The 24,696-nt window shown below is 42.8% G+C and carries 15 protein-coding genes, 1 pseudogene and 1 riboswitch; of the genes and pseudogenes, 10 read left to right on the top strand and 6 right to left on the bottom strand.

Annotated features, from left to right (window positions below; all coding sequences use genetic code 11):
• Positions 1-15: 15 nt before the first annotated feature.
• Together ASG46_RS02805 and ASG46_RS02800 are read right to left on the bottom strand one after the other, a co-directional pair.
• On the bottom strand, positions 16-693 hold the full coding sequence (locus ASG46_RS02805) for an amino acid ABC transporter permease (protein ID WP_008347854.1): 678 nt from the start codon (positions 691-693) through the stop codon (positions 16-18).
• 12 nt (positions 694-705) lie between these two features.
• Positions 706-1,521, bottom strand: coding sequence for a transporter substrate-binding domain-containing protein (locus ASG46_RS02800; protein ID WP_370529221.1), 816 nt, complete (start codon positions 1,519-1,521; stop codon positions 706-708).
• 238 nt (positions 1,522-1,759) lie between these two features.
• Between ASG46_RS02800 and ASG46_RS02795 the strand changes: the two genes are divergently transcribed.
• The gene (locus ASG46_RS02795) at positions 1,760-2,089 is read left to right on the top strand and encodes a YckD family protein (protein ID WP_024718960.1); all 330 of its coding nucleotides are present in this window, start codon (positions 1,760-1,762) and stop codon (positions 2,087-2,089) included.
• A 46-nt stretch (positions 2,090-2,135) separates the two neighbouring features.
• Here the strand turns inward: ASG46_RS02795 and ASG46_RS02790 are convergent, their stop codons facing one another.
• Positions 2,136-2,900 (bottom strand): MBL fold metallo-hydrolase, encoded by a 765-nt coding sequence (locus tag ASG46_RS02790; protein ID WP_056703006.1) that lies wholly within the window; start codon positions 2,898-2,900, stop codon positions 2,136-2,138.
• A 115-nt stretch (positions 2,901-3,015) separates the two neighbouring features.
• Between ASG46_RS02790 and ASG46_RS02785 the strand changes: the two genes are divergently transcribed.
• Positions 3,016-3,435: an Lrp/AsnC family transcriptional regulator gene (locus tag ASG46_RS02785; RefSeq protein WP_024718958.1), complete on the top strand. Its 420-nt coding sequence runs from the start codon at positions 3,016-3,018 to the stop codon at positions 3,433-3,435.
• A gap of 24 nt (positions 3,436-3,459) precedes the next feature.
• Positions 3,460-4,266: an aminoglycoside N(3)-acetyltransferase gene (locus ASG46_RS02780; protein ID WP_056703004.1), complete on the top strand. Its 807-nt coding sequence runs from the start codon at positions 3,460-3,462 to the stop codon at positions 4,264-4,266.
• A gap of 1 nt (position 4,267) precedes the next feature.
• Here ASG46_RS02780 and comJ read toward each other — a convergent pair whose 3' ends face one another.
• From comJ to ASG46_RS02765, 3 genes are all read right to left on the bottom strand, one after another.
• A complete protein-coding gene (gene comJ, locus ASG46_RS02775; RefSeq protein ID WP_039166300.1) occupies positions 4,268-4,654 on the bottom strand; it encodes a competence protein ComJ in 387 nt (128 codons plus the stop codon).
• A gap of 137 nt (positions 4,655-4,791) precedes the next feature.
• Positions 4,792-6,489 carry a methyl-accepting chemotaxis protein gene (locus ASG46_RS02770; protein WP_056703001.1) on the bottom strand — a complete coding sequence of 566 codons (1,698 nt, stop codon included), beginning with the start codon at positions 6,487-6,489 and terminating at the stop codon, positions 4,792-4,794.
• Between the two features lie 126 nt (positions 6,490-6,615).
• Positions 6,616-7,044 carry a NucA/NucB deoxyribonuclease domain-containing protein gene (locus ASG46_RS02765; protein WP_056702998.1) on the bottom strand — a complete coding sequence of 143 codons (429 nt, stop codon included), beginning with the start codon at positions 7,042-7,044 and terminating at the stop codon, positions 6,616-6,618.
• A 368-nt stretch (positions 7,045-7,412) separates the two neighbouring features.
• Here ASG46_RS02765 and ASG46_RS02760 point away from each other — a divergent pair, with 368 nt between their 5' ends.
• From ASG46_RS02760 to ASG46_RS02730, 7 genes and pseudogenes are all read left to right on the top strand, one after another.
• A complete protein-coding gene (locus ASG46_RS02760; protein WP_056702995.1) occupies positions 7,413-9,482 on the top strand; it encodes a hydantoinase/oxoprolinase family protein in 2,070 nt (689 codons plus the stop codon).
• Positions 9,472-11,457 (top strand): hydantoinase B/oxoprolinase family protein, encoded by a 1,986-nt coding sequence (locus ASG46_RS02755; RefSeq protein ID WP_056702990.1) that lies wholly within the window; start codon positions 9,472-9,474, stop codon positions 11,455-11,457. Before ASG46_RS02760 ends, ASG46_RS02755 begins: the two co-directional genes overlap by 11 nt.
• Positions 11,454-12,539 carry an ABC transporter substrate-binding protein gene (locus ASG46_RS02750; RefSeq protein WP_017358546.1) on the top strand — a complete coding sequence of 362 codons (1,086 nt, stop codon included), beginning with the start codon at positions 11,454-11,456 and terminating at the stop codon, positions 12,537-12,539. Before ASG46_RS02755 ends, ASG46_RS02750 begins: the two co-directional genes overlap by 4 nt.
• A gap of 8 nt (positions 12,540-12,547) precedes the next feature.
• Positions 12,548-13,639: an ABC transporter ATP-binding protein gene (locus tag ASG46_RS02745; RefSeq protein WP_056702987.1), complete on the top strand. Its 1,092-nt coding sequence runs from the start codon at positions 12,548-12,550 to the stop codon at positions 13,637-13,639.
• Positions 13,639-14,508, top strand: coding sequence for an ABC transporter permease (locus ASG46_RS02740; RefSeq protein ID WP_008347830.1), 870 nt, complete (start codon positions 13,639-13,641; stop codon positions 14,506-14,508). Before ASG46_RS02745 ends, ASG46_RS02740 begins: the two co-directional genes overlap by 1 nt.
• Positions 14,501-15,304, top strand: a complete 804-nt coding sequence (locus ASG46_RS02735; protein ID WP_008347828.1) for an ABC transporter permease — start codon at positions 14,501-14,503, stop codon at positions 15,302-15,304. Before ASG46_RS02740 ends, ASG46_RS02735 begins: the two co-directional genes overlap by 8 nt.
• A gap of 368 nt (positions 15,305-15,672) precedes the next feature.
• Positions 15,673-15,766: riboswitch (cyclic di-GMP riboswitch) on the top strand.
• Positions 15,767-15,913: 147 nt separating this feature from the next.
• A pseudogene (locus tag ASG46_RS02730) lies at positions 15,914-24,696 on the top strand (amino acid adenylation domain-containing protein); the annotation flags it as partial.

Raw genomic sequence — 24,696 nt, 5'->3', positions numbered from 1 at the left:
ATCTGCTTTTTGTTGTTATAGATATTTTGCATAGCGTTTTTCCAAAAAGTCTTGGAGCAATGAGACCACACTGCATATGCCCCAGTAAATCAAGGCAACCAATATATACATGGTCATATAATCAAATTCTCGTCCACCCACAATTTTTGCTTGCTGGAAGAGTTCTGGCACAGTAATCATTGCCGCTAGTGAGGAAGCTTTGATTAAATCAAGCATGACGTTGGTCAGGGGCGGCAGTGCAATGCGAACGGATTGAGGCAAAATGACTCCGCGCATCGTTTGCCAATAGCTGAGACCAAGTGATTTGGCGGCTTCCACTTGACCACTTGGAACAGAGGAGAGAGCCGCCCGGTTAATTTCGGCAATGTATGCAGCACTATTGAAGCTGAATCCAATAATAGCAGCAGTGACAGCTGTAAATTCAATGCCGATGTAAGGGAATCCGAAATAAAGGATAAACAAAATGACCAGAATGGGAACCCCTCGCATGAATGAAATATACAGCCGTGCAGGCAGCCGAAGGAACCACGTATTTGCCATTCGAGCAAGGGCAATAAAAAAGCCAAGAATCGTACCAAAAAACATGCTCACAAAAGAAATGAGCAGCGTCAGCCAGATGCCTTTCATCACAAACGGAAATGACGCTTTTGCCAGTGCAGGATTAAAGATATATTCTAAATGAATATCTCCCACGTCTGCAGCTCCTTATTTAGAAATGTCGACATCTTCGACATCAACATCAATTTTCTTTGAGACGTCAGCATGATTAAAGAATTTCTCTGAAATCTTTTTCATGGTTCCATCTTTTTTCATCTCTTTTAATACACGATTTAATTCTTTTTGAAGCTCTGTATTGTCTTTTTTCATCACAAACCCTTGTTCATTCGGCATGTATTTTAAGTCTGGATGGATCGTAATATTTAGCTTAGGGAATGCAGCAAGCGCCAGTGTTTGCAAGTAGTAGTCATTTAAAATGACATCTGTACGGCCGTTTGCGACATCCTTTAAATATTGCTCGTTTGTGGCATTATCATAGATGACTTCTTTTGCACCATACTTACGGGCAACATCCATATAAATGGTCGTTGCAGCACCTGCTGCTTTCTTTCCTTTTAAATCCTTTAGCGTTTTAATACCTGACAGATCATCTTTTCTAACGATAGCTGTTCCATAGGAGTATTTATAAGGTGTTGAAAAGGCAAACTTATCTTTCCTGTCATCTGTGATGTCGATATCGTTTGCAGCGGCATCCACCTGACCTGAATTAATGGCACTGAGCATACCGTCATAACCCATTTCTTTAAATTCTACTTTTACGTCAAGGCGCTTAAATGCTTCTTTGACGACTTCCACTTCATAGCCAGTCAATTGATCCTTGCCGTTCGATGTATCATGGTAAGACGTAGGATACAAGGTGCCTGAAGTAGCGACCACGATTTTCCCTTTCTTTTGAATCTGATCCCACTTTGATTCTCCAGACTGAGATGAGCCTGATTGATTGCAAGCAGACATGACAAGCATGAGAGCAGACACAACAAGCAGCACCCATATAGGTTTTCTATGATAAAAACGACTCATTTAAGAATCCTCCTCTATTTTTTATACAAAACAAAACATAGCACGCTTTTTCAGTTAGGACAACGTTTTCAGATGAAAAGCGAAAAAGTAAGAATATTATGTGCAATTTGATGCTGTGAATAATGTATAAAAAAGGAAAGAGTGTGCAAATTAAAATCGAATAAAGGAGGGAACGACAGAGATGAAAAAAACAAGTGGTTTGATCTTACTAACGATGGTGCTATTATTTGGTTTTCAGGTGAATACGGCTCATGGAGAAACACCCCAAATGGAAAAGCGCCCCGTCACGCATCAAGTAAAATTAACGACAGAGCAACAAAAACAAATTGAAGTTCTTGAACAGCAAATTTTGTCTAAACGAAAAGAAGTGATTGAAAAATACGTTCAGTATGGTGTGTTAACGAAGGAACAAGGCACGCACATCACAAAACGAATGGATGAACATTACAATCATTTAAAAAATAACGGGTTTGTTCCATTACTAAAAAAACCACAGCACCATCGACCATAAGTTCAAGAAAACCGGCAGCAAGGTGCCGGTTTTTATTGTTTATATGTTAAAAGGTCAGCGTCTCACCATCTTGAGGGACAAAAATGGCCTGATCTGCATGATTCTCTTGAATGTAAGATGTTAATGCCGCTCTTGTTAATAAACAATGATTCACGGCTTCAAGGTGACAGGCGATGATTTGAGCTTGTGGTTGAGTATGGTGAATGTCTACAATCTCTTCCTTTGTCATCGTAATTGGGTCTCCCTCTAAAAATTGGGCAGCCCCACTATTGACCACAATAATATCTGGCTGGCATGTATTCACAACCTCTTTCGGCTCATCACACCAAATGGTATCTCCTGCAATATAAAGAGTAGGCTCATCAGGATGAGAGAAAACAAAACCGCTCACTTGTCCCATCCGTTTAGCAGTTTCTCCTGTCCCGTGCTGCCCGCCAGTTCGTTTCATATGAACACCGCAAACATCCATTTCATCTTCAATGCATGTAACATGCTGAAATCCAGCTTCTTTCACTATCGTGCGATCTTTCTCTGATTGAGTATAGATCGGCAAAGTTTGCGCTAACCTCTTTTTTGCCTCGTCGTCAAAGTGATCTACATGTAAATGAGTGAGCAGGACAGCATCCGGCTGTAATATCTTGTCCAAATCAATGTTTGCAGGCAGATCCACAATTGGATTGTTTACATGTTGATTGGCAGTATGCGGGAACGGTGGATAGGTTCCTTTTGCTGCTAAAAAGGGATCGATTAAAAATGTTGACGGACCATATTGAAGGTATAAAGTAGCATTACGAATGAGTGTTATTTTCATTAGAAGGCCTCCTTTTTTTCTCATTAAGTTTACAGTATATTAAAAGAGCTTCATGTGACAGAGGATCATGAAAGTCTTTCAGCGGAACGACTTGATTTTTGAAAGAGGTGAGCCAATGCTAGACAAAACAGATATGGATATATTAAAAGAACTCTCAAAGAATAGCCGATTGACGATGAAAGCACTTGGTGAAAAAGTCCATTTAACTGGTCAAGCTGCTAAAAATAGAGTTTTAAAGCTTGAAGAAGAGGGGGTTATTGAAGCCTATACCATTTCAATTAACTGGCGGACACAGCAGAACATCCAAACATTTTTACAGCTCTTTACCCGAAGTCATGATCATGAACCGCTTTTATCGTTTCTCCATCAAAAGGAAGAAATCAAAAACCTGTTTAAAATAAGTGGAGAGGGCTGTTATATGGCTGAAGGACATTTCTCCAGTCATGATGAGCTTGATCAATTTTTAACGGAGCTAACAAAGCATGCAAATTATAAATTGTCTATCGCTGTGAAACGTCTCACTCATCAAGAATAGATGAGACGCAGGAGGAAATAACCGATGAAAAGATTAATTGAACATCAGGCTGAACCCATCACAAAGGAAAGAATCAAAGCGGATTTGGTTCAACTTGGTGTAAGGAAGGGCATGATCTTATGTGTCCACTCATCCTTGTCATCTATTGGCTGGGTGAATGGAGGAGCTATAGCCGTTATACAAGCTATGATGGATATTTTAACAGATGAAGGAACACTGATTATGCCGGCACAAACATTAGAGCTGTCGGATCCTGCTGATTGGATCAATCCGCCTGTTCCTTATTCTTGGTGGAAACCGATCAAAGACACGATGCCTGCATTTGATCCGGCTTACACAGCTCCAACAGCAATGGGAAAGGTAGCGGAGACCTTTTGGAAATACCCAGGCGTAGAAAGAAGCAATCATCCTCATTTCTCATTCACCGCCTGGGGGAAAAGGAAAGATGAAGTGTTGAAACACCATGCGCTTCCTTATGGTTTAGGAGAAAATTCACCTCTTGGACGTATGTACGATCTTGATGCAAAAGTGCTGCTAATTGGCACGTCATTCGAGAGTGTGACAGCTTTTCACTTAGCTGAATATCGAATCTCACAGCAAGACCTCATGACACGAGGGGCCCCCATTTTAGAGAATGGTTGGAGGGTGTGGAAAGAGTATCAAGATATCATCACAAGAGAAGAACTATTTGAACAGATTGGTCGTGATTTCTTACAATCAGGATGTAGTTATAACCACAGTCAAATCGGGATAGCCAATTCGTATTTATTGCCGATGAGAGAATCGGTCGATTTTGCGGAAAAATGGCTTGAACAGTACGACCAGGCGTGATCTAAGCAGTCTGAAAATCAAAATAATAGAGATCTTGATCAGGGTGCTCAGATATATAGCAGGTGAGCTGATAGTCTCCTTTTGGAATGGAGAAAGACAGTACCTGTGCCATGACGCTTGTCAGATAAACATGATCACTTGAATGAGTAAATGGCACTGTGATGACTCTATCAACGGATGATGGAGGCTCATGGCTGTTTAATGTCACGATAATAGAAGCCTTTCCGTTATTGATGCCTTCAAAAGAAATACCTCGATCCCCGGTTGCGAATCCTTGAAGAATATCGTCATCTGTCCAATCAATCACAGGTGGTGTCGTGCTTCCAGTGTATACGGTGATTTGGTGATAGGAGATAGATAGGGGATACGTTTGATTTAAATCATTCATAATAGATAACTCCTTTATTCATAAAATTTGTCCAGCTGGCGATCATGTTGAAAAGTGAATGTTTGAAAGTATGATAATTGAAGAGAATGTTAGGCAGCAAGACGATTGTCGCCGTCTTGCGCTACTGTTTGAGGGATCTAGATGTGAAATTGCGAAACCATTTCTTTTAGGTCTCCTGCTAAATGGGCGAGAGCCTCTGATGAAGCTGTTACTTCTTCCATTGCTGCGAATTGTTCTTCTGTTAAACCTGCTACTTGTTGTGAATGTTCACTCGTCAGTTTAACGCCTTCTGTGATAGAGGCAAAGGTTTGCTTCGCATCATTTGTATAAGCTGCGATTTTTTGGGATGCATCTGATAAATGTTTAATGCCATCTGCCATTTCCTTCATTGACTGCTGAATGTCAATAAATGAATCCTCTGTATGAGAAATAAGAACAGCCCCTTGAGCCGCTTCCTCTCGTACTCGTTTAATGGCACTCGTCGAATGATTCATCTCTTTTTGTATTTCGGAAATGAGATGTGAAATCATGTTGGATGATGTTTGCGATTCTTCTGCGAGCTTCCTCACTTCGTCTGCCACAACGGCAAAACCTTTTCCATGTTCACCTGCGCGTGCTGCCTCAATGGCCGCATTAAGAGCAAGTAGATTTGTTTGGTTAGCGATATCTGTAATCACTTTGGAAATTTGATCAATCTCGGCTGAACGTGTTTCTAGCGCTTGAATTGCTGTGCCGTTCTCTTCAATTGATTTTGCAATAGATGTCATTTGTGAATTGACTTCACCGATATTTTGTACACCTTTTTGGGCCATTTCTTGTGCGGACTGGCTTCTTGTTGCCATTTGTCCCGCATTTTCAGTGATGTTTACCAGCTCGTTAGATACTTGTCTCATCGTGTGCTCACTAGCTGTCATTTGGGACGATTGCTGTTCAGACGATTGAGCGACTTCTTGAATGGTATGGGTAATTTTTTCTGATGCTGCACTCGTTTCTTCTGCGCTAGCTGACAGCTCCTCAGAAGAGGTGGCTACTAATTCAGATGTTTTGATCACATTTAAAATGGTTTGATTTAATTTCTCACGCATCTTATTAAAGTGACCTGCCAGCTCAGAAAGTTCATCGCCTGTGTGATCTGTCACGTTGATGGTTAAATTTCCTTCGCCCGCACTCTTAATAGCAGATGCCATATGTTTGAGACGTGTCTGAATCCGCTTTGTGAAAATAGAAATAATGATAACAGAAACAATTAAACTTAACAGTAGAACCGTGACAAATTGAATAAAGAAAGACTGAAGCATTTGTGAAATCATGCTTTGATTTGCACCGGTATAGAAAATACCAATCGTTTCCCCTGTATCATTTTTGATGGGCATATAAGCCGTTTGGTAGTCTTTCCCGGCAACATTGGCTGTTCCGTAATAATTCTCGCCTTTATCCAAAACAGCGGCCTTTACTTCAGGTGAGACTTCGGTTCCTACAGCTCGTTTCCCGTTTAACATGACATTTGTGGCAACACGGGTATTTCCTTGGAAGATCGTGATTGTATCACCAGTATATTCGGCTAATTGATCAACCAATGTGTCATGGTTATTGATTTGAGTATTTCCTTTGTAAAGCTTGCCATCTTTTATCTGCCACGAGCCAGCAACCTTTTCAGTTAGGTAAGCGTATCCTAGCTTTAGATCGCCTTTTGCTTTTTCGGTGGCCATTTGCTTAATGTTCTCTGTCATTTCGCGGTTCACTACATAACCAACCACTGCTGAAAATACGATGAGGACACTTAAAAAGATCAGCATTATTTTGGCGCCAAGCCTCAGTTTTCCTTTTTTCTTCATGCTTTTTACTCCTTTAGGTATAAGGTAGGGTATCCCTCCTTAAGGATTATCGGCATGAAAAAAATGTTTGATATACGTGAGTGCACTTACACAGAAATTTTTGTTGTGAAAAAAGGAAAGATCGTGCTACTCGATAATAAATTGGATTCTTGTGCCATCAGGATCATCTGATAATTGATGACTTACCCAAGAGCCTGCCCCCCTATTATCCGAAGGACGTACATATTTGACAGAAGCCCCTGCTCCACCTTCTTTACACATCGCCATTGGCCATTCATCACGATCATAACCACGCTTTGTTGGAATGCCATGAAGTGATTTGTCTCTTTGCTCATCACTATTTTTTCGATCAATGGTGCAAATGGAAGAATGTCCTTCGTCAATAGCTTCTTCTATGTGTTTTGCGGTTTCTGGATATCGATCTGATGGAAAGTGAATGGTTTTGTCATAAGAAGAGTTTGTCGTCTCTTGTTTATTTTGCTCTAGTTGGACATAGCCTGTTGCTACACCAATGACAATCAATAAAAGCAAGAGAATGGTTTTAAGAAGTTTCATAGATGCTAGCTCTCTTTCTCTTTAGCGTATTTTGTAAACAGAAGTATAGCAGAATTACTTACCAATTTCTCCTCGTTTTGAAAAAACGTCTTTTAAAGTTCGAAAAACGTTTTTTACCTGATTATGCTCTTTTCCTATTTGAACAAAAATCACAAAAATTTTAATTTTGCTGCTCATATTACAATTCTGCTTATGTAAAATGGCTTTATCACAGGTTTTTAGGCTAATTTCAAGATTTTAACACACAGAAATTTCAAAAAAATAAAATTGACTAGACCGATATGCTTTAATAATATGGAGTCAAATATCAAAAAATGTCGTAATTTATCAAAATATGATTCCATTTACATGACAGGAGGGAAGTACAAATGGCGGATGTCTCTTATCGGCTCGGAATAGACATAGGTGGAACATTTACTGATTTATCGCTGATGAATGAAGCAACAGGGGAGCTGACTGAACTCAAGACACCTACAGTGACAGATGACCCAGCTCAAGGAATTATCAATGGGCTAAAACTTCTAAAAGAAAGAGGTGTCGATTTATCCAAAATCCAATATCTCGTACACGGCATGACAATCGGTCTTAATACATTATTGCAGAGAAAGGGAGCAGATTTAGCCCTTTTTGTAACGGAAGGTTTTCAAGACATTTTGTCATTACAGCGTTTACGTCTACCCATCCCTTATGACTTCAATTCTCAATTGCCAGAACCATTGATACCACGAAAACATGTATATCCAATCTCTGAAAGGCTCATACACGATGGTTCGATCAAAAAACCTCTCCAACTGCAGCAATTAGATGATGCTGTCCAGCGGGTCATGTCTAAAAAACTAGCAGGCATTGTCATTTCTTTTTTACATAGTTATCAGAATCCAGTTCATGAATTACAAGCTAAAGCCTATATTCATCACCATTACCCACAGTTAGAAGTCCTGACATCATCAGAATTATGGCCACAAATGAGGGAATATGAGCGGACAGTGATGTCTGTTGTCAATTTGTACATTCAACCAAAGGTGAAACAATATTTACAAACGTTGAAAAACCGCTTGAAAGAAGAAGGTGTACCAATTTCTCCATACATTACCCAATCAAATGGTGGTTTAATGGATGCAGAAAGTGCAGCCACTTCACCCGTTAAAACACTTTTTTCTGGCCCGGCAGCTGGTGTAATTGGTGCGGCAAGAATTGCAACATCTGCAAATGAACCCAATTTAATTACGTTTGATGTTGGTGGCACAAGTGCAGATATCTCGATCATTCAAAATGGGCAGCCTACAATGGCTCAGTCGAATCAGCTTTCAGGATTTCCGATCATTCTTCCATCTGTTGCAATGTATTCGATAGGGGCTGGCGGAGGTTCTGTTGCATGGCTTGATCAAGGCGGGCTTCTTAAAGCAGGACCGGAATCAGTTGGCTCGCAGCCTGGGCCTGCTTCGTATGGAAAGGGAAAAAAAGCTGCTTTAACCGATGCATTTCTCATATGCGGTTACCTCAATCAAGATCGGTTTGCCGGAGGACATTTACAATTGCAGCGGTCTGCAGCGGAAATAGCCTTTCAGCCAATTGCTGATCAGCTTCATAAAACGGTCGAACAGGCTGCTGACCAGTTGATTCAAGTGGCTGTTGCCAATATGTACACAGAACTAAGCAATGTCATGGAGCAGCAAGGGTTTGATCCTAGAGATTTTAGTTTGCTAGCATTTGGCGGGGCAGGGCCTGTTGTCGCGAATTTCCTTGCGAGAGAAATTCATGCGAAAAATGTGGTCGTCCCTCCAAGTCCAGGGACATTATGTGCGCTAGGTGCACTTACAGCCGATTTTATCCATGATGCTGTGTTGTCTAAGAAAATATGCTTACAAGACTATACGATGGACGAATTAAAACAAGATTATGAAATGCTTTCTCGCAAAGCAACGGATTGGTTCAGCCAGCAAAACATTCAACATATCAAACAAACGTCCATTTTGTTATTAGCAGATGCCCGCTATCAAGGACAGGCATTTGAGATTGAATTGCCATTATCGGTGGATTGGCTAAAGCAGGAACAAGACGTCTATCATCTGATTGAAGCTTTCCACAGCCTGCATGAGCGTCAATATGGCCATAGAGATGATCAGGCGAACATTGAATTTACTCATTTGCGAGTTCGGGTTATAGGTGAAACGCCTCCACTGCCTTTCTCTTCTGTTGATGAAAGCAGCGGACAGCCTTTAATACCACAATCATACAGACGAATCTTTATAGAAGAAAAAGAGTACGAAGCATCTGTTTACAATCGAAGTACTTTGTCATTAGGTGCTGTTGTGAATGGACCTGCCATCATTGAGCAAGATGATACGACAACATTGATTCTGCCAAACTGGGCAGGCAGCATAGACCATTCAGGAAACTTGGTGATTTCAAGGGAGGCGGCTTTACATGGGAACTGATCCAGCAAAGCTTGAGATGATGAGGAGTTATTTTAATGCGATTGCATCAGGCATGGGACATGTCATTGAGCGGACATCCTTTACAACATTCGTAAAAGAATCGGCGGATTTTGCCACAGCATTAGCCACGCCTTCTGGAGATTTCTTTGTTTACCCAAAAACAGTCGGTGTCACGATCTTTTTAGGGCTGAGTCTCAGAAAAGCGATTGAAGAAAGCGGACCGATGCAGCCGGGTGACATTATCATCACAAATGATCCTTATACGACAGACGGTTTAGCGACTCATTTGCCAGATGTCCATATCATCAAACCCATTTTTATAGAAGATGAAATTGTCAGCTATGCCTGGTCTTTTGTTCATGTAAGTGATGTGGGAGGTCTTGTCCCTTCAAGCATTTCTCCAACTGCCACGGATGTTCATCAAGAAGGATTAAGAATTCCGCCAGTGAAAATCTATGAAGGTGGAAAAGAGAATCAGGTTGTTCGTACCTTTTTAAGAGCTAATAGCCGGGCGAGTCATTTAAATGATGGCGATATTAATGCGATGATTGCCGCTGTTAATACAGCAGAAATCAGACTAAAAGAAATGATCGAGAAATTTGGAAAAAACGAAGTGAAGCAAGGAATGATTGATCTGCTGAAGCAAGCAGAGGATCGCGCCGGAAAAGTAATTGAAGCCATCCCTGATGGAACGAGTGAATTCGCTGATTACTTGGATGATGATATGATTTCGGACGTGCCGATCCGATTAAAGATCAAGCTGACGGTCAAAGGGAAACAGCTGACACTGGACTTCTCTGAGTGTGACCCGCAAGTTAAGACAGCTTTTAATCTTGTCACCAATGGTCAAAAGCACTCCTTCTTATATCAAGGGTTGATTAATTACATCATTAGTAAAGATCCTTTTATTCCGATTAATGGTGGGATTACGTATCCGATAGACGTGATTTCACCTAAAGGAACGCTTGTCCATCCAGAATATCCGGCTTCTGTCGGTATTCGGCATTCCATTACAATGAGACTGTATAATGTCGTGCTAGGTGCTATTGGTAAGCTGTTGCCTGAAGCAGTGCCGGCGGCAGGTGCAGGTCAATCCGCTATCGTCGTTCTCTCTGTTCCTGATGATCAAACAGGAGGCAGAAAAATGTCTGTGGTCGAACCGTTAGGCGGAGGCGGCGGTGCTCAAAAAGGGACTGATGGAGTCGATGGAATTGATCATTCGTCAGGCTTTTTAAAAAATACACCCATTGAGAGCTTGGAACAGCATATTGATATTCATGTACACCGATATGAACTGCTGCCGAACACAGGTGGAGCAGGGGAACATAGAGGGGGACATGCGATTGGCTTGGAATTTGAAATGATCAAGCCAGAATCGATGGTGACGGCACGAGGAATGGAACGAATGAAGTTTCAACCTTGGGGGTTAATGGGCGGCCGAGCAGGAGCAATTGGTGAGGTGAAATTGACCAAACCAAATGGGGAGACACAAAACCAGCCGAAAATTGATGTTATGCGTCTTGAAAAAGGCGATATTGTTCAATTGATTTCACCAAGTGGAGGAGGATGGGGGAATCCATTTGCTAGAACGAAAGAAAAAGTCCTTCATGAAGTGGAAGCAGGGCTATTAAGTGAAGAAAGAGCACTTCAGCAATATGGCGTCAAAGTCTATCGAGACCATAATGAATGGAAAATTGATGACGAACAGACGAGCAGGCTTCGTGAAAAGATGAATGATGCTGATGCTGTCGCTTGGGATTTTGGAGAGCAAAGAGCAGCTTATGAGAAAGTGTGGACGGACGAAGCCAGCAGTGAGCTTGCTGTGCAGCTTCGTTCATACCCAGCAAATGAGCGTACGCACTATAAACATGCGGTTCATTCTCATTTTGGTCATAGACAGGAACCGTTAACAAAGATGGATATTATTCAAGCACTTCATCACTTGAATCAACAAAAAGGGGGAAATGAATCATGAAAAGAAGAGTAATCGCCATATTTGCAGGTGTCCTATCCGTCATGTTACTGCTGTCTGCATGCGGTGGAAATGGGCAGGACCAAAGTAAACAGCAGCAGACTGTGATCGTTGGTGTCTACGGAGGGGATTGGGAAAAGAATATTAAGCCAATCCTCGAAAAGTTTGAAAAGGATACAGGCATTAAAGTACAAACGGTCTCTGGGGCAGATTCTGAATGGTTTACAAAATTAAAAGCATCTAATGGTAAAAATCCACCGTATGATTTGCTTATTTTACAGCCTGATACGATTCAAAGAGGTATTGCGGCAAACGTTCTTGCGCCTATTGATGAAGATCAAGCGCCAAATGTGAAAAAGCTTTATCGTTCTGTTCAAAAGAAACTCACTGTTGATGGGAAACAATATGCAGCAGGCTTTAGTATGGGACAGCTTGGAATTGCTTATAGAAAAGATCTTGTCAAACAGGAGCCAAACAGCTGGACAGATTTATGGAGCGATCAGCTGAAAGGGAAAGTGGCGATTTCTTCCCCAACTTATTCAGCGGGCTTACAATTTTTCTCTGCACTTGTCCATGCTCAAGGAGGGACAGAATCAAATCCTAAGGATATTGATAAAGCATTTAAAAGCCTCGCACAATTAAAAGGGCGTGTAGCTGCTTTTCCTGATAACCCAGGGTCTATTCAAACGCTGTTAGAACGTGGTGACGTGACGGCAGTTCCATATTGGGATGGCCGAGCATTTGCACTTGAAGAAGAAGGGATGGATATTGGATTCTCATATCCGAAAGAAGGCGCTGTGGCAGCAGTTGCGAGCTGGGCGTTAACAAAGGGAAGTCAGCATGAGGAAGCGGCTTATAAGCTATTAAACTACCTTAGCGGGAAAGAAGCTCAAGAAGCCTTCTCAGAAAAATCTTACTATGGCATGTCGAATTCTGATGTGAAATACGGAGACAAAATTAAAGGGAAAGTGAAAGTTGGCGAAAATTATTATAGCAAGCTGACTTGGGTAGATTACGAAACAGCGACTTCAGAGCTTGGTCAATGGACAAATCGATGGAATGAAGTATTAGGCGGAGGAAAATAGGTGATCGCATGAGTGGAATCAATTTAGAACATATCAGCCAGCATTTCGGCGAACAAATTGCTCTTGATGATGTCAGTCTTACGGTAAAAGAGGGAGAGTTCTTCTCCCTTCTTGGCCCTAGTGGCTGCGGAAAATCAACTTTACTCAATATCATTGGCGGCTTTTTAGAACCGACAAAAGGAGTCGTCTATATTGGTGATCAGGATGTGACGACTTTACCTCCTTATCAAAGGAAAACGGGGATGGTCTTTCAAAGTTATGCACTTTTCCCACATCTCACCGTATTTGATAATGTTGCATATGGGCTGAAGGTTCAAAAGAAAAAGAAGGCGGAAATCAAGCAAAAGGTGATGGAAAGCTTGTCTCTTGTTCAATTAGAGTCATTTGCCAAACGTATGCCGCACCAATTAAGTGGTGGTCAGCAGCAACGGGTCGCAATTGCACGGGCACTTGCTATCCAGCCGGCTGTTCTCCTTCTGGATGAACCACTCAGTAACCTAGATGCAAAGCTAAGAAAAAATATGCAGACGGAGCTGCGAAATATTCAACGGAATGTCGGAATTACGACTATTCTTGTGACGCATGATCAGGAGGAAGCCTTAAGCCTTTCCGACCGAATTGGGATATTAGGTGAGGGGAAAATTCAGCAGATTGGGACACCTTTAGAAGTATATCGTCAGCCAAATAATCGTTTTGTTGCTGAATTTATCGGACAGGTCAATCTATTTGAAGCGGAGTATGATGAAGTTACTTCCACATACACTGTTCCACATTTCACTCAATCAAATGGGAAGCAAGTTCAGCTAAAAGCTGCCGCATTTAAAGAGAAGAGCGAGAAGCATTTACTCATGCTGCGTCCTGAGAGAATCAAGTTATCTTCTGGCGGGGAGGAAGTTCAGCCAAATCATGTCACAGGAATGTTGGTAGATGTCAGTTATATTGGGCACTCTTTACGTTTGGTCGTTGGGCTTGATCAAGGTGAAATCATTGTCCATGCATCAGACGCAGCATTTCCCGAGCTGCCTCAAGTTGGAGAAACTGTGCATATTCATTGGCAGCCTGAAGATATTGTTTTCTTAGATTCGAAGGTGCATGCGTGATGCGAATCAAAAAAAAGAATCAGCGCTTTCATTGGTTTATGCTGCTGCCAGCTTGTTTGTTTCTAGTTGTATTCCTTCTTGCTCCGCTTGTGATGATGTTTGTCCTCAGTTTTCGTGATGTGGATTCGATGATGAATACGTTACAATCCTATAGTTTGTCTCAATATTTACATGTATTTACGACAGATGCATATGTGAAAGCAATTGGAAGTACTGTGTGGGTGGCCTTACAGACAACGGTGATTTGTTTATTGATGGCATATCCTGCAGCTTATGTGCTAGTGAAAGCACCTCATCCAAGATTGCGGGCTTTTTTCTATATCTTACTTGTATCGCCGCTTTTGACGAGTGTCGTCATTCGGACATTTGCATGGATCGTTCTTCTTTCGCAAAATGGCTTGATCAATGGCATGCTGATCGATTTACATCTGATTGAGAAACCGCTATCGATGCTGTGGAATATGAATGCGGTCATTATTGCTTATGTTCAAGTGATGCTGCCTTTTGCAGTGCTGCCTATTGCAACGAGCTTAACTGATATGGACCGTCACTTAAGACCGGCTTCTATGAGTCTTGGTGCTGGGCGTATACGGACATTTTTTCATGTGACCTTGCCGCTTACGATTCCAGGCATGATCACCGGAGCAATTATTGTCTTCTCACTTGCAGCAGGAAGTTATATTACTCCTCTGCTAGTCGGCGGACGGATGCAGCCGCTCTTGCCACTGTCCATTTATCAGCAGGTCATGCAGGTGTATAATTTGCCTCTTGCCGCTGCGATGTCTTTTACTTTATTGATTTGTGTGCTAGCGGTCGTCAGTCTATTAAGCTATCTATTGAAGCGATGGGAGGCGAGGATGCATGCGTAAAAAATCAATAAGTGACCGTTTGCTTTCGGTTCTGATATGGACCGCAGGCTCACTCGTTTATCTCTTTTTAACCGTACCTGTTCTTGTCATTGTTCTTTCTGCTTTTAGCCCGAATGCCTTTCCTGAATTCCCGCCGACTTCATTTTCCGTTCGTTGGTTTCATGAGGTCGTGTCGAATCCAGAATGGATGGAATCTTTGCGTATCAGCGTGATTCTGTTATTGATTGTGACGCCGCTTACTGTTCTTTTAGGAACGATGGCTTCTTATGCTTTAGCAAGGCTTTCCTTTAAGGGAAAGGAAGCTGTTCAAGCCTTTATTTTGTCACCTCTTATGATTCCTCAGGTGGTATTAGGGATTGCGATGCTGTATTTGTTTACGGCTATGGGTTTTACAGGGTCTTTGTGGGCATTAGTCATTGGGCATGTCATCATTGGTTTTCCTTATGTGGTACGAACCGTGGGTGTCAGTGTTTCAAATCTTGATCCGCGTCTTGAGCTAGCTTCCATGAATCTTGGTGCAGGGCCCATACGTACTTTCTTTCGTGTGACACTGCCCTTGATCAAGCCGGGCATTATCGCAGGTGGCGTGTTTTCTGCAGTGACATCATTTGGTGAAATCTCGATTAGTTTGTTCGTTTCTTCACCTCAAACCATTACGATTCCCGTGAGGACGTTTAATTACATTGAGCAAACTTTTGATCCGAGTGTCAATGCGATATCTGTCATATTTATTATCATTTCTATCATTGCGTTGCTCATTATTGAGAAAACGATTGGTCTGTCTAAGGTGATGTAAATATAATGAAGAAACAAGGAGCTGTCATTTGAAATGACAGCTCTTTTTGTATTGTTTTTTATGGTAAAAATATTCAAAGTTTTAGGGAATATAGTTCTTAAGATTTAAGAAAATGCGAGGCGTGATAGGAGACCTCTCTCCTACATTTTCGGTCATATTTGCAAAATTTAAGGAAAAACATGAAATTTTTGCGGTAATTGGTCATTTATTTTCGGTGGAACGCAACTATTATTAGTTATTTTCGGTAAATATCGTAAATTATGATGTGATCCCTTCGGCATAACGCATGAATCTTTACACCCATTTTTCGGTGAAAAAAACAATAATTTCATATAAAGTGGACGTAAATAGAAAATATCTAAAAGAAAAGAAGAAAAAGGCAAATCTATGGAAACATAGAGACGCAAAGCCATGTCCTAAGGTAAAAGTTTCTTTTTTTACTATGGTCGGCAGGTTACCGAATCAAAATGGGAGTCCCTCCGTTTTATTCGGGGTGGGCTCCTTTTCTGTTATTCCGTCTATTTTAATGAAATAGACTTGGTTCTTTTGATATAGAGGGTGCAGGGTATCACATTTGGTGGAGAAAACATAGAAGAGCGGAGGATAAGAATGAGTACAGTTTATTACCCCTTAACACATGCGCAAAAGCGAGTATTCTACACGGAAAGATTTTATCCAGGCACAAGTATTTCTAATTTGGGTGGGTTTGCCAAGTTAAGATCGGTATCAGGTCTAAATCCTTCTTTGATCGTTGATGTGCTTCAAGCGTACATTCGTGAAACTGATTCTCTTCGTTTAAGGCTGGTGTATCAACATGAGCAGGAGGAGCCCGTTCAATATATCAAGCCATATGAAAAACAGCCGATTCGTTTGGTGAAAGGATGGAGTGAAAAGGAAGTCAGGGCGTGGGCGAACGAGGAGATTCGTGAGCCGATGGAACTGATTGACCGTTCCTTAATCGAATTTACGGTCTTTCAAATCAGTGATCAAGAGTGCTGGCTGTTCTGTAAAGCACATCATATTGTGGCTGATGGTATTTCAATTATCTTGATGGGAAACCGAATCATTGATCTATACCATGACATGCTGCAGGGGACAGACATCTCCACAATTGAAGACATTTCCTTCGTTGATCACATCATGAGTGAGCAAACGTATGAATCTTCTAAACGTTTTCAGAAAGACCAAGCTTTTTGGAACGAGCAATTTGCCAATATTCCAGATTTCGCTTCTTTAACACCGCATAAAGGTTACGAGATGAGTTTACATGCGGAGAGATTTTCAGGGGATATTCCAGATGCTTTAAAGGAGAAGCTTCGAGTTTTTTGTGAAGAAGAGAAAGTCAGTATGCTTTCTATGTTTATGTCCGCTGTCTATATTTACTTGCACCGATTTAGCGGCATGGAGGATGTGGTCCTTGGCACTTTTATGGGCAATCGGACAAATGCAAAGGAAAAAAAGATGATTGGGATGTTTGTGTCGACCATTCCGATGCGCGCATCTGTGCAAGGATCCCTCACGTTTCTTGATTTCGTGAAGAAGGTCATGGCGGATCAGATGAAGATCTTGCGTCATCAAAAATATCCTTACAATGTGCTCATGAATGATTTAAGGGAAAGAGATGGATTAACAGGACGCCTGTTTGATATTTCTTTAGAGTATCAGGTCATGCAGTGGCAGAAAAAAGAGAATCTTTCGTTCATTACGGAGCCGATTTTTAGTGGAAGCGGAATGAATGATATATCGATTCATGTGAAAGACCGCTGGGATACAGATACATTGACCATTGATTTGGATTACCGTACAGATCTATTTAGTGAAGACGATATGAGTAAGCTGTTTGATCGATTGATGATTTTGCTGGAGGCGGCAGTCTCTCAGCCAGATCAGCTGATTGGGGCTCTCTCTTTACTGCCAGCAGATGAACAAAAGCAGCTGCTTCAATTATCTAAGGGAGAAGCATTTGATTTACCAGGAGCGAAACCAGTTCACCACTTATTTGATGAGGCAGCTAAAAAGTATTCAGAACGGGCAGCTGTGGTAGCGGAAAATGGAACGTTCACTTATGGAGAGCTGTATCAAAAAGCGGACAAACTGGCACGGTTTTTACAGATGAAAGGTGTCTCGCGTGATGTACCAGTTGCCGTTTTAATGGAACGGACGGCAGATGCGATGGTTGCCATTTTTGGGATATTAAAAGCTGGCGGTGCATATGTACCGATCGATCCGGCATTACCTGAAGAACGCATTCAATTTATTGTAGAAGATTCTGGTGCTTCTATCGTTTTAACAGAAGAATCGTTTGTTCAGCGATATTCATCCATTGCGGAAAAAATGATTGTCCAGCAGCATATGGAATTAGAAGATCGTCCGCTGCCTGAGCTGATCGATCAGACGACATCACAGGATTTGGCTTATCTCATTTATACATCGGGTACGACTGGAAAGCCGAAGGGAGTGATGATCGAGCATCTTCAGCTGCATCATTTGGTTCATGCTCTGCATCACGAAGTGTATGAGGGGGCAAATCAGCTTCAAGTGGCGCTTCTTGCACCATTCCATTTCGATGCATCTGTTAAACAAATCTTTGCTGCTCTTTTATTTGGACATACGCTTCATATTGTGCCAAGAGAAACGACACGAAACGGTGTACAGCTAGCGACTTATTACAAAGAACATCAAATCAAAGCAACAGATGGAACGCCAGCACATGTGCAGCTTTTACTTGCAGCGGATTTGGATGGGCTTGCACTGACTCACATGCTAATTGGGGGAGAAGCACTCCCTGCGAAAGCAGCGCAGGCGCTGATTGAAGCTGTCCGTGTCAGCCAGCCCGATTTTGCCTTGTGGAATGTGTATGGTCCGACAGAAACGTGTGTGGATGCGGCGGTTCACCGTCTAGATCTCAGTGAGCTGCAGAAGTCACCAGAACAGCGCTATGTGTCAATTGGAAAGCCACTGGGTCATCATCGGATTTATATTTTAAATGAACATGAACAACTACAGGTGCAGGGAGCTGTGGGAGAACTATGCATTGCGGGAATAGGAGTTGGGCGGGGCTATGTGAATCAGCCTGAATTGACGGAGAAGGCATTCAGGCCAGATCCATTTTTTCCTGAAGACCGGATGTATCGCACAGGTGATGTAGTGAGATGGCTTCCAGACGGCACAATTGATTATCTTGGAAGAATAGATGACCAAGTAAAAATAAGAGGTTACCGCATCGAAATAGGTGAAATTGAGGCAGTCATGGAGCAGGTAGACGGAGTCGATCAGGCTGTCGTCCTTGTCGTGGATGAACCGGACGGTGGAAAGGCTTTAAGTGCTTACTATCAAGCACGACAAGAATTTCTTTCCGTGGACACCCTGCAAGCCGCTATCAAACATCAGCTGCCAGCTTATATGATGCCGCTTTATTTCAAGCAGCTTGATGCATTTCCACTGACAGTTAGCGGGAAAGTCGACCGGCGTGCGCTTGCTGCATTAAAAGGAGATAAGGCTGTCAGTGCTGTTTATGTAGCGCCTAGAAACGATGTAGAAACGAAGCTTGTTCGTTTGTGGGAAGACGTTCTTCATCAAGAGAGCATAGGTGTGTACGACTCATTCTTTGACCTAGGCGGGCATTCACTCAAAGCGATGAAAGTTCTTACACTCGTTCAGCGGGCTTTTCAAGTGGAGGTCCCTTTATCTGTTTTATTTGAACAGCAAACGATTGCAGCACTTGCTGTTTATATTGAACAAGCGGAAAAGTCTTCACAAGTGGTCATACCGAAAGCACCGACTGCCGCCGATTATCCACTGTCACCAGCGCAGCAGCGTGTTTATATGGTGACTCAGCTGGAGCAGAGCATCGCCTATCATATGCCTGCCGTTGTGAAATTAAGAGGAACGCTGCAACGAGAGAAGTTGGAGGGAGCTTTTGAAAAACTGATCGCACGTCATGATATGCTGCGCACTTCTTTTCATACAGTCAAAGGAGTCCCTCGTCAGCGGGTAGCTTCATCCGTTCCATTTCAAATAGAACAGGTGACAGGCAGCACGATGGAAGAGAACATGCGTCAATTTGTCCGACCTTTTTATCTTGAGCAGGCTCCGCTTTTGCGTGTTGGGCTACAGTCTTTACATGATCAGGAGCATCTTCTCTATTTCGATATGCATCATCTGATTTCAGATGGTCTTTCAATTGATTTAATGCTGCGTGAGCTGTCTGACGCATATGAGGGATTAGTGAAAGCGCCATTGAAGCTTCAATATCAAGATTATGCTGTTTGGCAAGAACAACAGGCAGAGCAAGGCGGTCAAATAGATGAAGCATTCTGGCTGAAAGAATTTTCAGGAGATATCCCTGCTTTGCAGCTGCTAACTGATTATCAGCGTCCGGCTGTCCAGTCTTTCGCTGGAGATCGCGTTCTCAGGAACATCGATGAGACGTTAACAGGCCGTTTGCAGGAGCTTGCAGCGAATCATCATACGACGCTGTATACCGTGTTGCTTTCTGCTTACTATACATTGCTTGCGAAATACACAGGTCAAAAGGAGTTTGTGGTGGGGACGCCAACAGCAGGCCGGGTGCATGCAGATTTGAATGACATGATCGGCATGTTTGTCCAAACACTTGCTTTACGTTCAGAGGTAGATCCGAACGGTTCAATGACACAGTTGATTGAGCAAGTAAAGGAAAAGACGATGAGGGCGTTTGAGCATCAGCAATATCCATTCGAGCGGCTGCTTGAAAAGCTAAATGTGCAAAGAGATTTTAGCCGCCATCCATTATTTGATACGGTCTTTACTCTGACGCCAGATCATTCAACAGCCCAGCATATTGGAGAGATGAAAGTCGAAGTCGAGGAAACCAATTTCCATATTGCGAAGTTTGATCTCACACTTCAAGCGACGGAGTCAAGTCATGGTCTTTCTTTTGTTCTCGATTACAGTACGGCGTTATTTAAACGAAGTACTGCCGAGCAGATGCTCAAGCATTATGTTTATCTTCTGGAGCAGATGGTCGAAGTGCCGGAGCAAGCGATTCAATCATACCGCTTACTGTCTGAACAAGAGGCAGCGGCTCAATTGAAGATGTGGAACCCGTTACCTACGCCTTATCCTGCGGAAGAAACCATTGTGACGCAATTTGAATCACAAGTACAGCAGCATGGTCATCAGCCTGCTTTGCAATGTAAAGATGAGGTTCTTTCTTATCAAGAGCTGAATCGCAGAGTGAACCAGCTGGCTCATTATTTACACGAACATGGTTTTGAAAAAGGGATGAAAGCGGCTTTATTCTTTGAACGTTCTAATGAGATGGTGCTGTCCGTTTTAGCTGTGCTAAAGGCTGGCGGTGTCTATGTGCCAATCGATCCTGACTTCCCTGATGAGCGCATCAAGCACTTTTTGACAGATAGTGGTGCACAGTTTGTCCTGACCCATCAGGTGCTACGTCATCGTTCTGTGCTTACTGCGTTTGAAGGGAAAATCATAGAAACAGAAGATCAAGCCGTTGATCAGCAGTCAGAGAGCAATCCAGTTGTATGTGTTTCGCCTTTGGACTTGGCGAATTTGACCTACACATCTGGTACGACAGGCAAACCTAAAGGGAACATGGTGACGCACCGGAACATTTTGAGAACAGTGAAGCAGTCGAATTATCTCACCATTCATCAAGAAGACACGGTGATGAGCCTTTCAAACTATGTATTTGATGCATTTATGTTTGATGTGTTTGGTGCTTTATTGAACGGAGCGAAACTCATTGTTTTACCAAAGGATCACATTTTAAATATGAATGAGCTTTCTGGCGCGATTGAGAAGGAAAAAGTCAGTATTTTAATGATCACGACCGCTCTATTTCACTTATTGATTGATATGAAAAAAGGCAGCCTGAAAAACGTCAGAAAAGTGCTGTTTGGCGGGGAACGTGCTTCTGTGCCGCATGTTGTGGCAGCCCTTGAAACGGTTGGAGAAGACAAACTCATTCATATGTATGGACCTTCTGAAAGCACGATTTTCACAACATATTATCCGGTGAATCACATTGAAGAACAAGCACTGTCGATTCCGATCGGAAAGCCGGTGAGTCAAACGGCTGTTTATATTGTCGATGAGTTTGGACATGTGCAGCCGCCGGGAGTTGCTGGAGAGCTTTGTGTTGCAGGTGATGGACTGGTCAAGGGGTATTATCACCAACCAGAGTTAACGAGCGAAAAGTTTGTTGGAAATCCTTTCCGACCTGGTGAAGTCATGTACAAAACGGGCGATCTCGCACGATGGCTGTCAAATGGAGATGTTGAATTCATTGGGCGAATAGATCATCAAGTCAAGATTCGAGGTCAGCGTATCGAGCTTGGCGAAATTGAACACCAGCTATTGCAGCATCCGCAAGTGAAGGAAGCCGTTGTCATTGCGATATCAAATGATACATTGTGTGCATATTTCACAGCAGAAGGTGCTGTTCCGCTGTCGGATTTACGTGAGCAAGCAGGACGAGAACTCCCCGTTTATATGATGCCAGCTTTCTTCATGCAATTAGACGAGCTGCCACTAACGGGGAATGGCAAGGTAGATAGACGAGCATTACCGGTACCTGATGTAAGTGAGCAGGCGGCAAATGAATACGTCCCTCCTCAATCAGATACAGAGCGTATATTGGCACACATTTGGGAGGAAGTTCTTGAAGTGCCGAAAATCGGCAGACATGATCATTTCTTTGAATGCGGTGGTCATTCACTGCGCGGCATGAAAATGCTGAACAGGCTCTATGAAGAGATGCATGTGGAATGTACTTTGAAAACATTATTTGAATCACCCACTTTAGAGGCGTTTGCCCTTGCGGTGGATCAAACAGATCGAACTGAAATCAGGCGAGTGGAAAAAGCGGAAGAAGCGGCTTTTTATCCTGTGACATCTGCTCAGAAAAGATTGTTTGTTCTGCAAAAAATGACAGATGCCGAGCAGAGCTATCATATGCCAGCTGCTTTAAAGCTTGAAGGTGTATTTGATGAAAAACGATTTAAAAAAGCCATTGACCAGCTTGTTCATCGTCATGAAGCATTCCGTACGAGCTTTGACTTCGTTCAGGGTGAACCTGTTCAGCGAATTGAAACGAATGTCTCTGTGAACATTGAAAACATCGAGGGGAACGGCCGAGACATTCAGCAATTAATGAATGATTTTATCCGTCCATTTGATGTAGAAAAAGCGCCGCTGCTTAGAGTGGGGCTTGTGTCTGAATCGGAGAGTGTTCATTATTTGTTGATTGATATGCATCACATCATCTCAGATGGTGCGTCTGTCGGTATTTTAATTGATGAGCTATCGATCTTGTATCGAGGAGACGAACTTGATGAATTGCCTATTCAATATAAGGATTATGCGGTTTGGTCAACAAGTGAAAAATTTCTTGCACAAAAAGAGGCTGAAGCGGCGTTTTGGTTGGAACAATTAAAAGGAGAACTGCCTGTTTTGGCGCTGCCTGAGGATCTCCCGAGACCAAAGGTTCAGACGTTTGAAGGGGGCCGCGTCGAATTCTCTATAGACGGTGCGCTTAAAGCGCAATTGGATGAGCTGGTTAGATCACTCAACGGTACAACGTATACAGTGCTGCTTGCTTGCTACAGTACGCTTTTAAGCAAGCTTTCGAGACAAGAAGACATCATGATCGGTTCTCCAGTGGTGGGCAGAACTCATCCTGATATTCAATCAGTCATCGGCATGTTTGTGAATACGCTGGCACTCAGAACAAAACCAGAAGGACATCAGACATTTTCTCAATTTGCGTCAACAGTTCATGAGCTTGTGTTAGCGGCAAATGAACATCAACTTTACCCATTTGAAGAATTGGTGGACCAAGTACAAACGGTTCGCGACACAAGCCGTCATCCAATCTTTGATGTGGTGTTCTCGATGGAAAATGCAGATATTCGTAACCTGTCGATGGATGGACTTGATATTATTCCACAGCCGTTCAATGAGAACATAGCAAAATTTGACTTGACCTTAACTGGAAACGAATCTGACGATCAAATCGAGCTTGTGTTTGATTATAATTCTTCTATCTTTGAACGGTCGTCGATTGAGAAGTGGAAGGAGTATTTCCTTTACTTGATCGAACAAATGGTGTCAGCACCAGATCAATTATTAGATCAGATGCAATTATTATCACCAGCGCAGCAGCAAAAACTGCTTGATGAATGGTCCGGACCTTATCTAAATGTCCCGACAGATCAAACGGTTCATGCATTGATTGAGGCAAAGTCACAAGAAGTACCTCATCAAAAAGCCGCATCCTTCTGCGGCACAAGCTGGACGTATGAAGAACTGAACAACCGGGCGAATACAGTCGCCGCAAGACTTATTTCCAGCGGCACAAAACCGGGAGACCGCATCGGCATTCTCACACGTCCATCGCTCGAGATGACAGCCGTTGTTCTCGGAGTTCTCAAGGCAGGTGCGGCATTTGTGCCGATTGATGCCGATTATCCAGCGCAGCGCATTGCCTACATGCTGGAAGATGGCGGGGCAAAGGTCCTTCTGATTCAGAATGGGCTCACTGCACCACCTTCATTCACAGGTCATACCCTCTTCATAGAAGAGGCAGTAGAAGGAGAAGCACACGAGATTCAGGTTCCTATCAAACCAACGGATCTCGCTTATATGATTTACACATCTGGAACGACTGGACAGCCGAAGGGTGTCATGGTCGAGCACCAGTCTCTTGTCAATCTTGCTTTTTGGCACAATGATGCTTTCAAAGTGTCATGGTCGAGCACCAGTCTCGGATCTCGCCTATATGATTTACACATCTGGAACGACTGGACAGCCGAAGGGTGTCATGGTCGAGCACCAGTCTCTTGTCAATCTTGCTTTTTGGCACAATGATGCTTTCCAGGTGACGAAACAAGACCGAACCGCCAAATATGCCGGCTTTGGCTTTGATGCTTCCATTTGGGAGATGTTCCCGACGTGGATGGCCGGCGCAGAGCTCCATATCATCGACGAAGCGATTCGCCTCGATATGATCAAGCTCAATTCGTATTTTAATGACGAAGGCATCACCATTGCGTTCCTGCCAACACAGCTATGTGAGCAGTTTATGTCGATGGACAATCATTCTCTCCGTTACTTACTGACAGGCGGGGACAAGCTGAAACAGGTGAAGCMCGTTCCATACAAACTCGTCAATAACTACGGCCCAACAGAAAATACGGTCGTGGCGACAAGCGGGATCATTGATCCAGATCAAGGCACGCTTCCTATCGGAACAGCGATTGCCAATACTCGTTTTTACATTATGGGTTCGTTATATGACCTCTCGCCGCAAGGCGTACCGGGTGAAATACTCGTTTTTACATTATGGGTTCGTTATATGACCTCTCGCCGCAAGGCGTACCGGGTGA

Source organism: Bacillus sp. Leaf49 (genome assembly GCF_001426125.1).
GTDB classification, from domain to species: domain Bacteria; phylum Bacillota; class Bacilli; order Bacillales; family Bacillaceae; genus Bacillus; species Bacillus altitudinis.
Note: the sequence above shows the minus strand (reverse complement) of the source record. Positions and strands in the feature narration are given on the sequence as shown.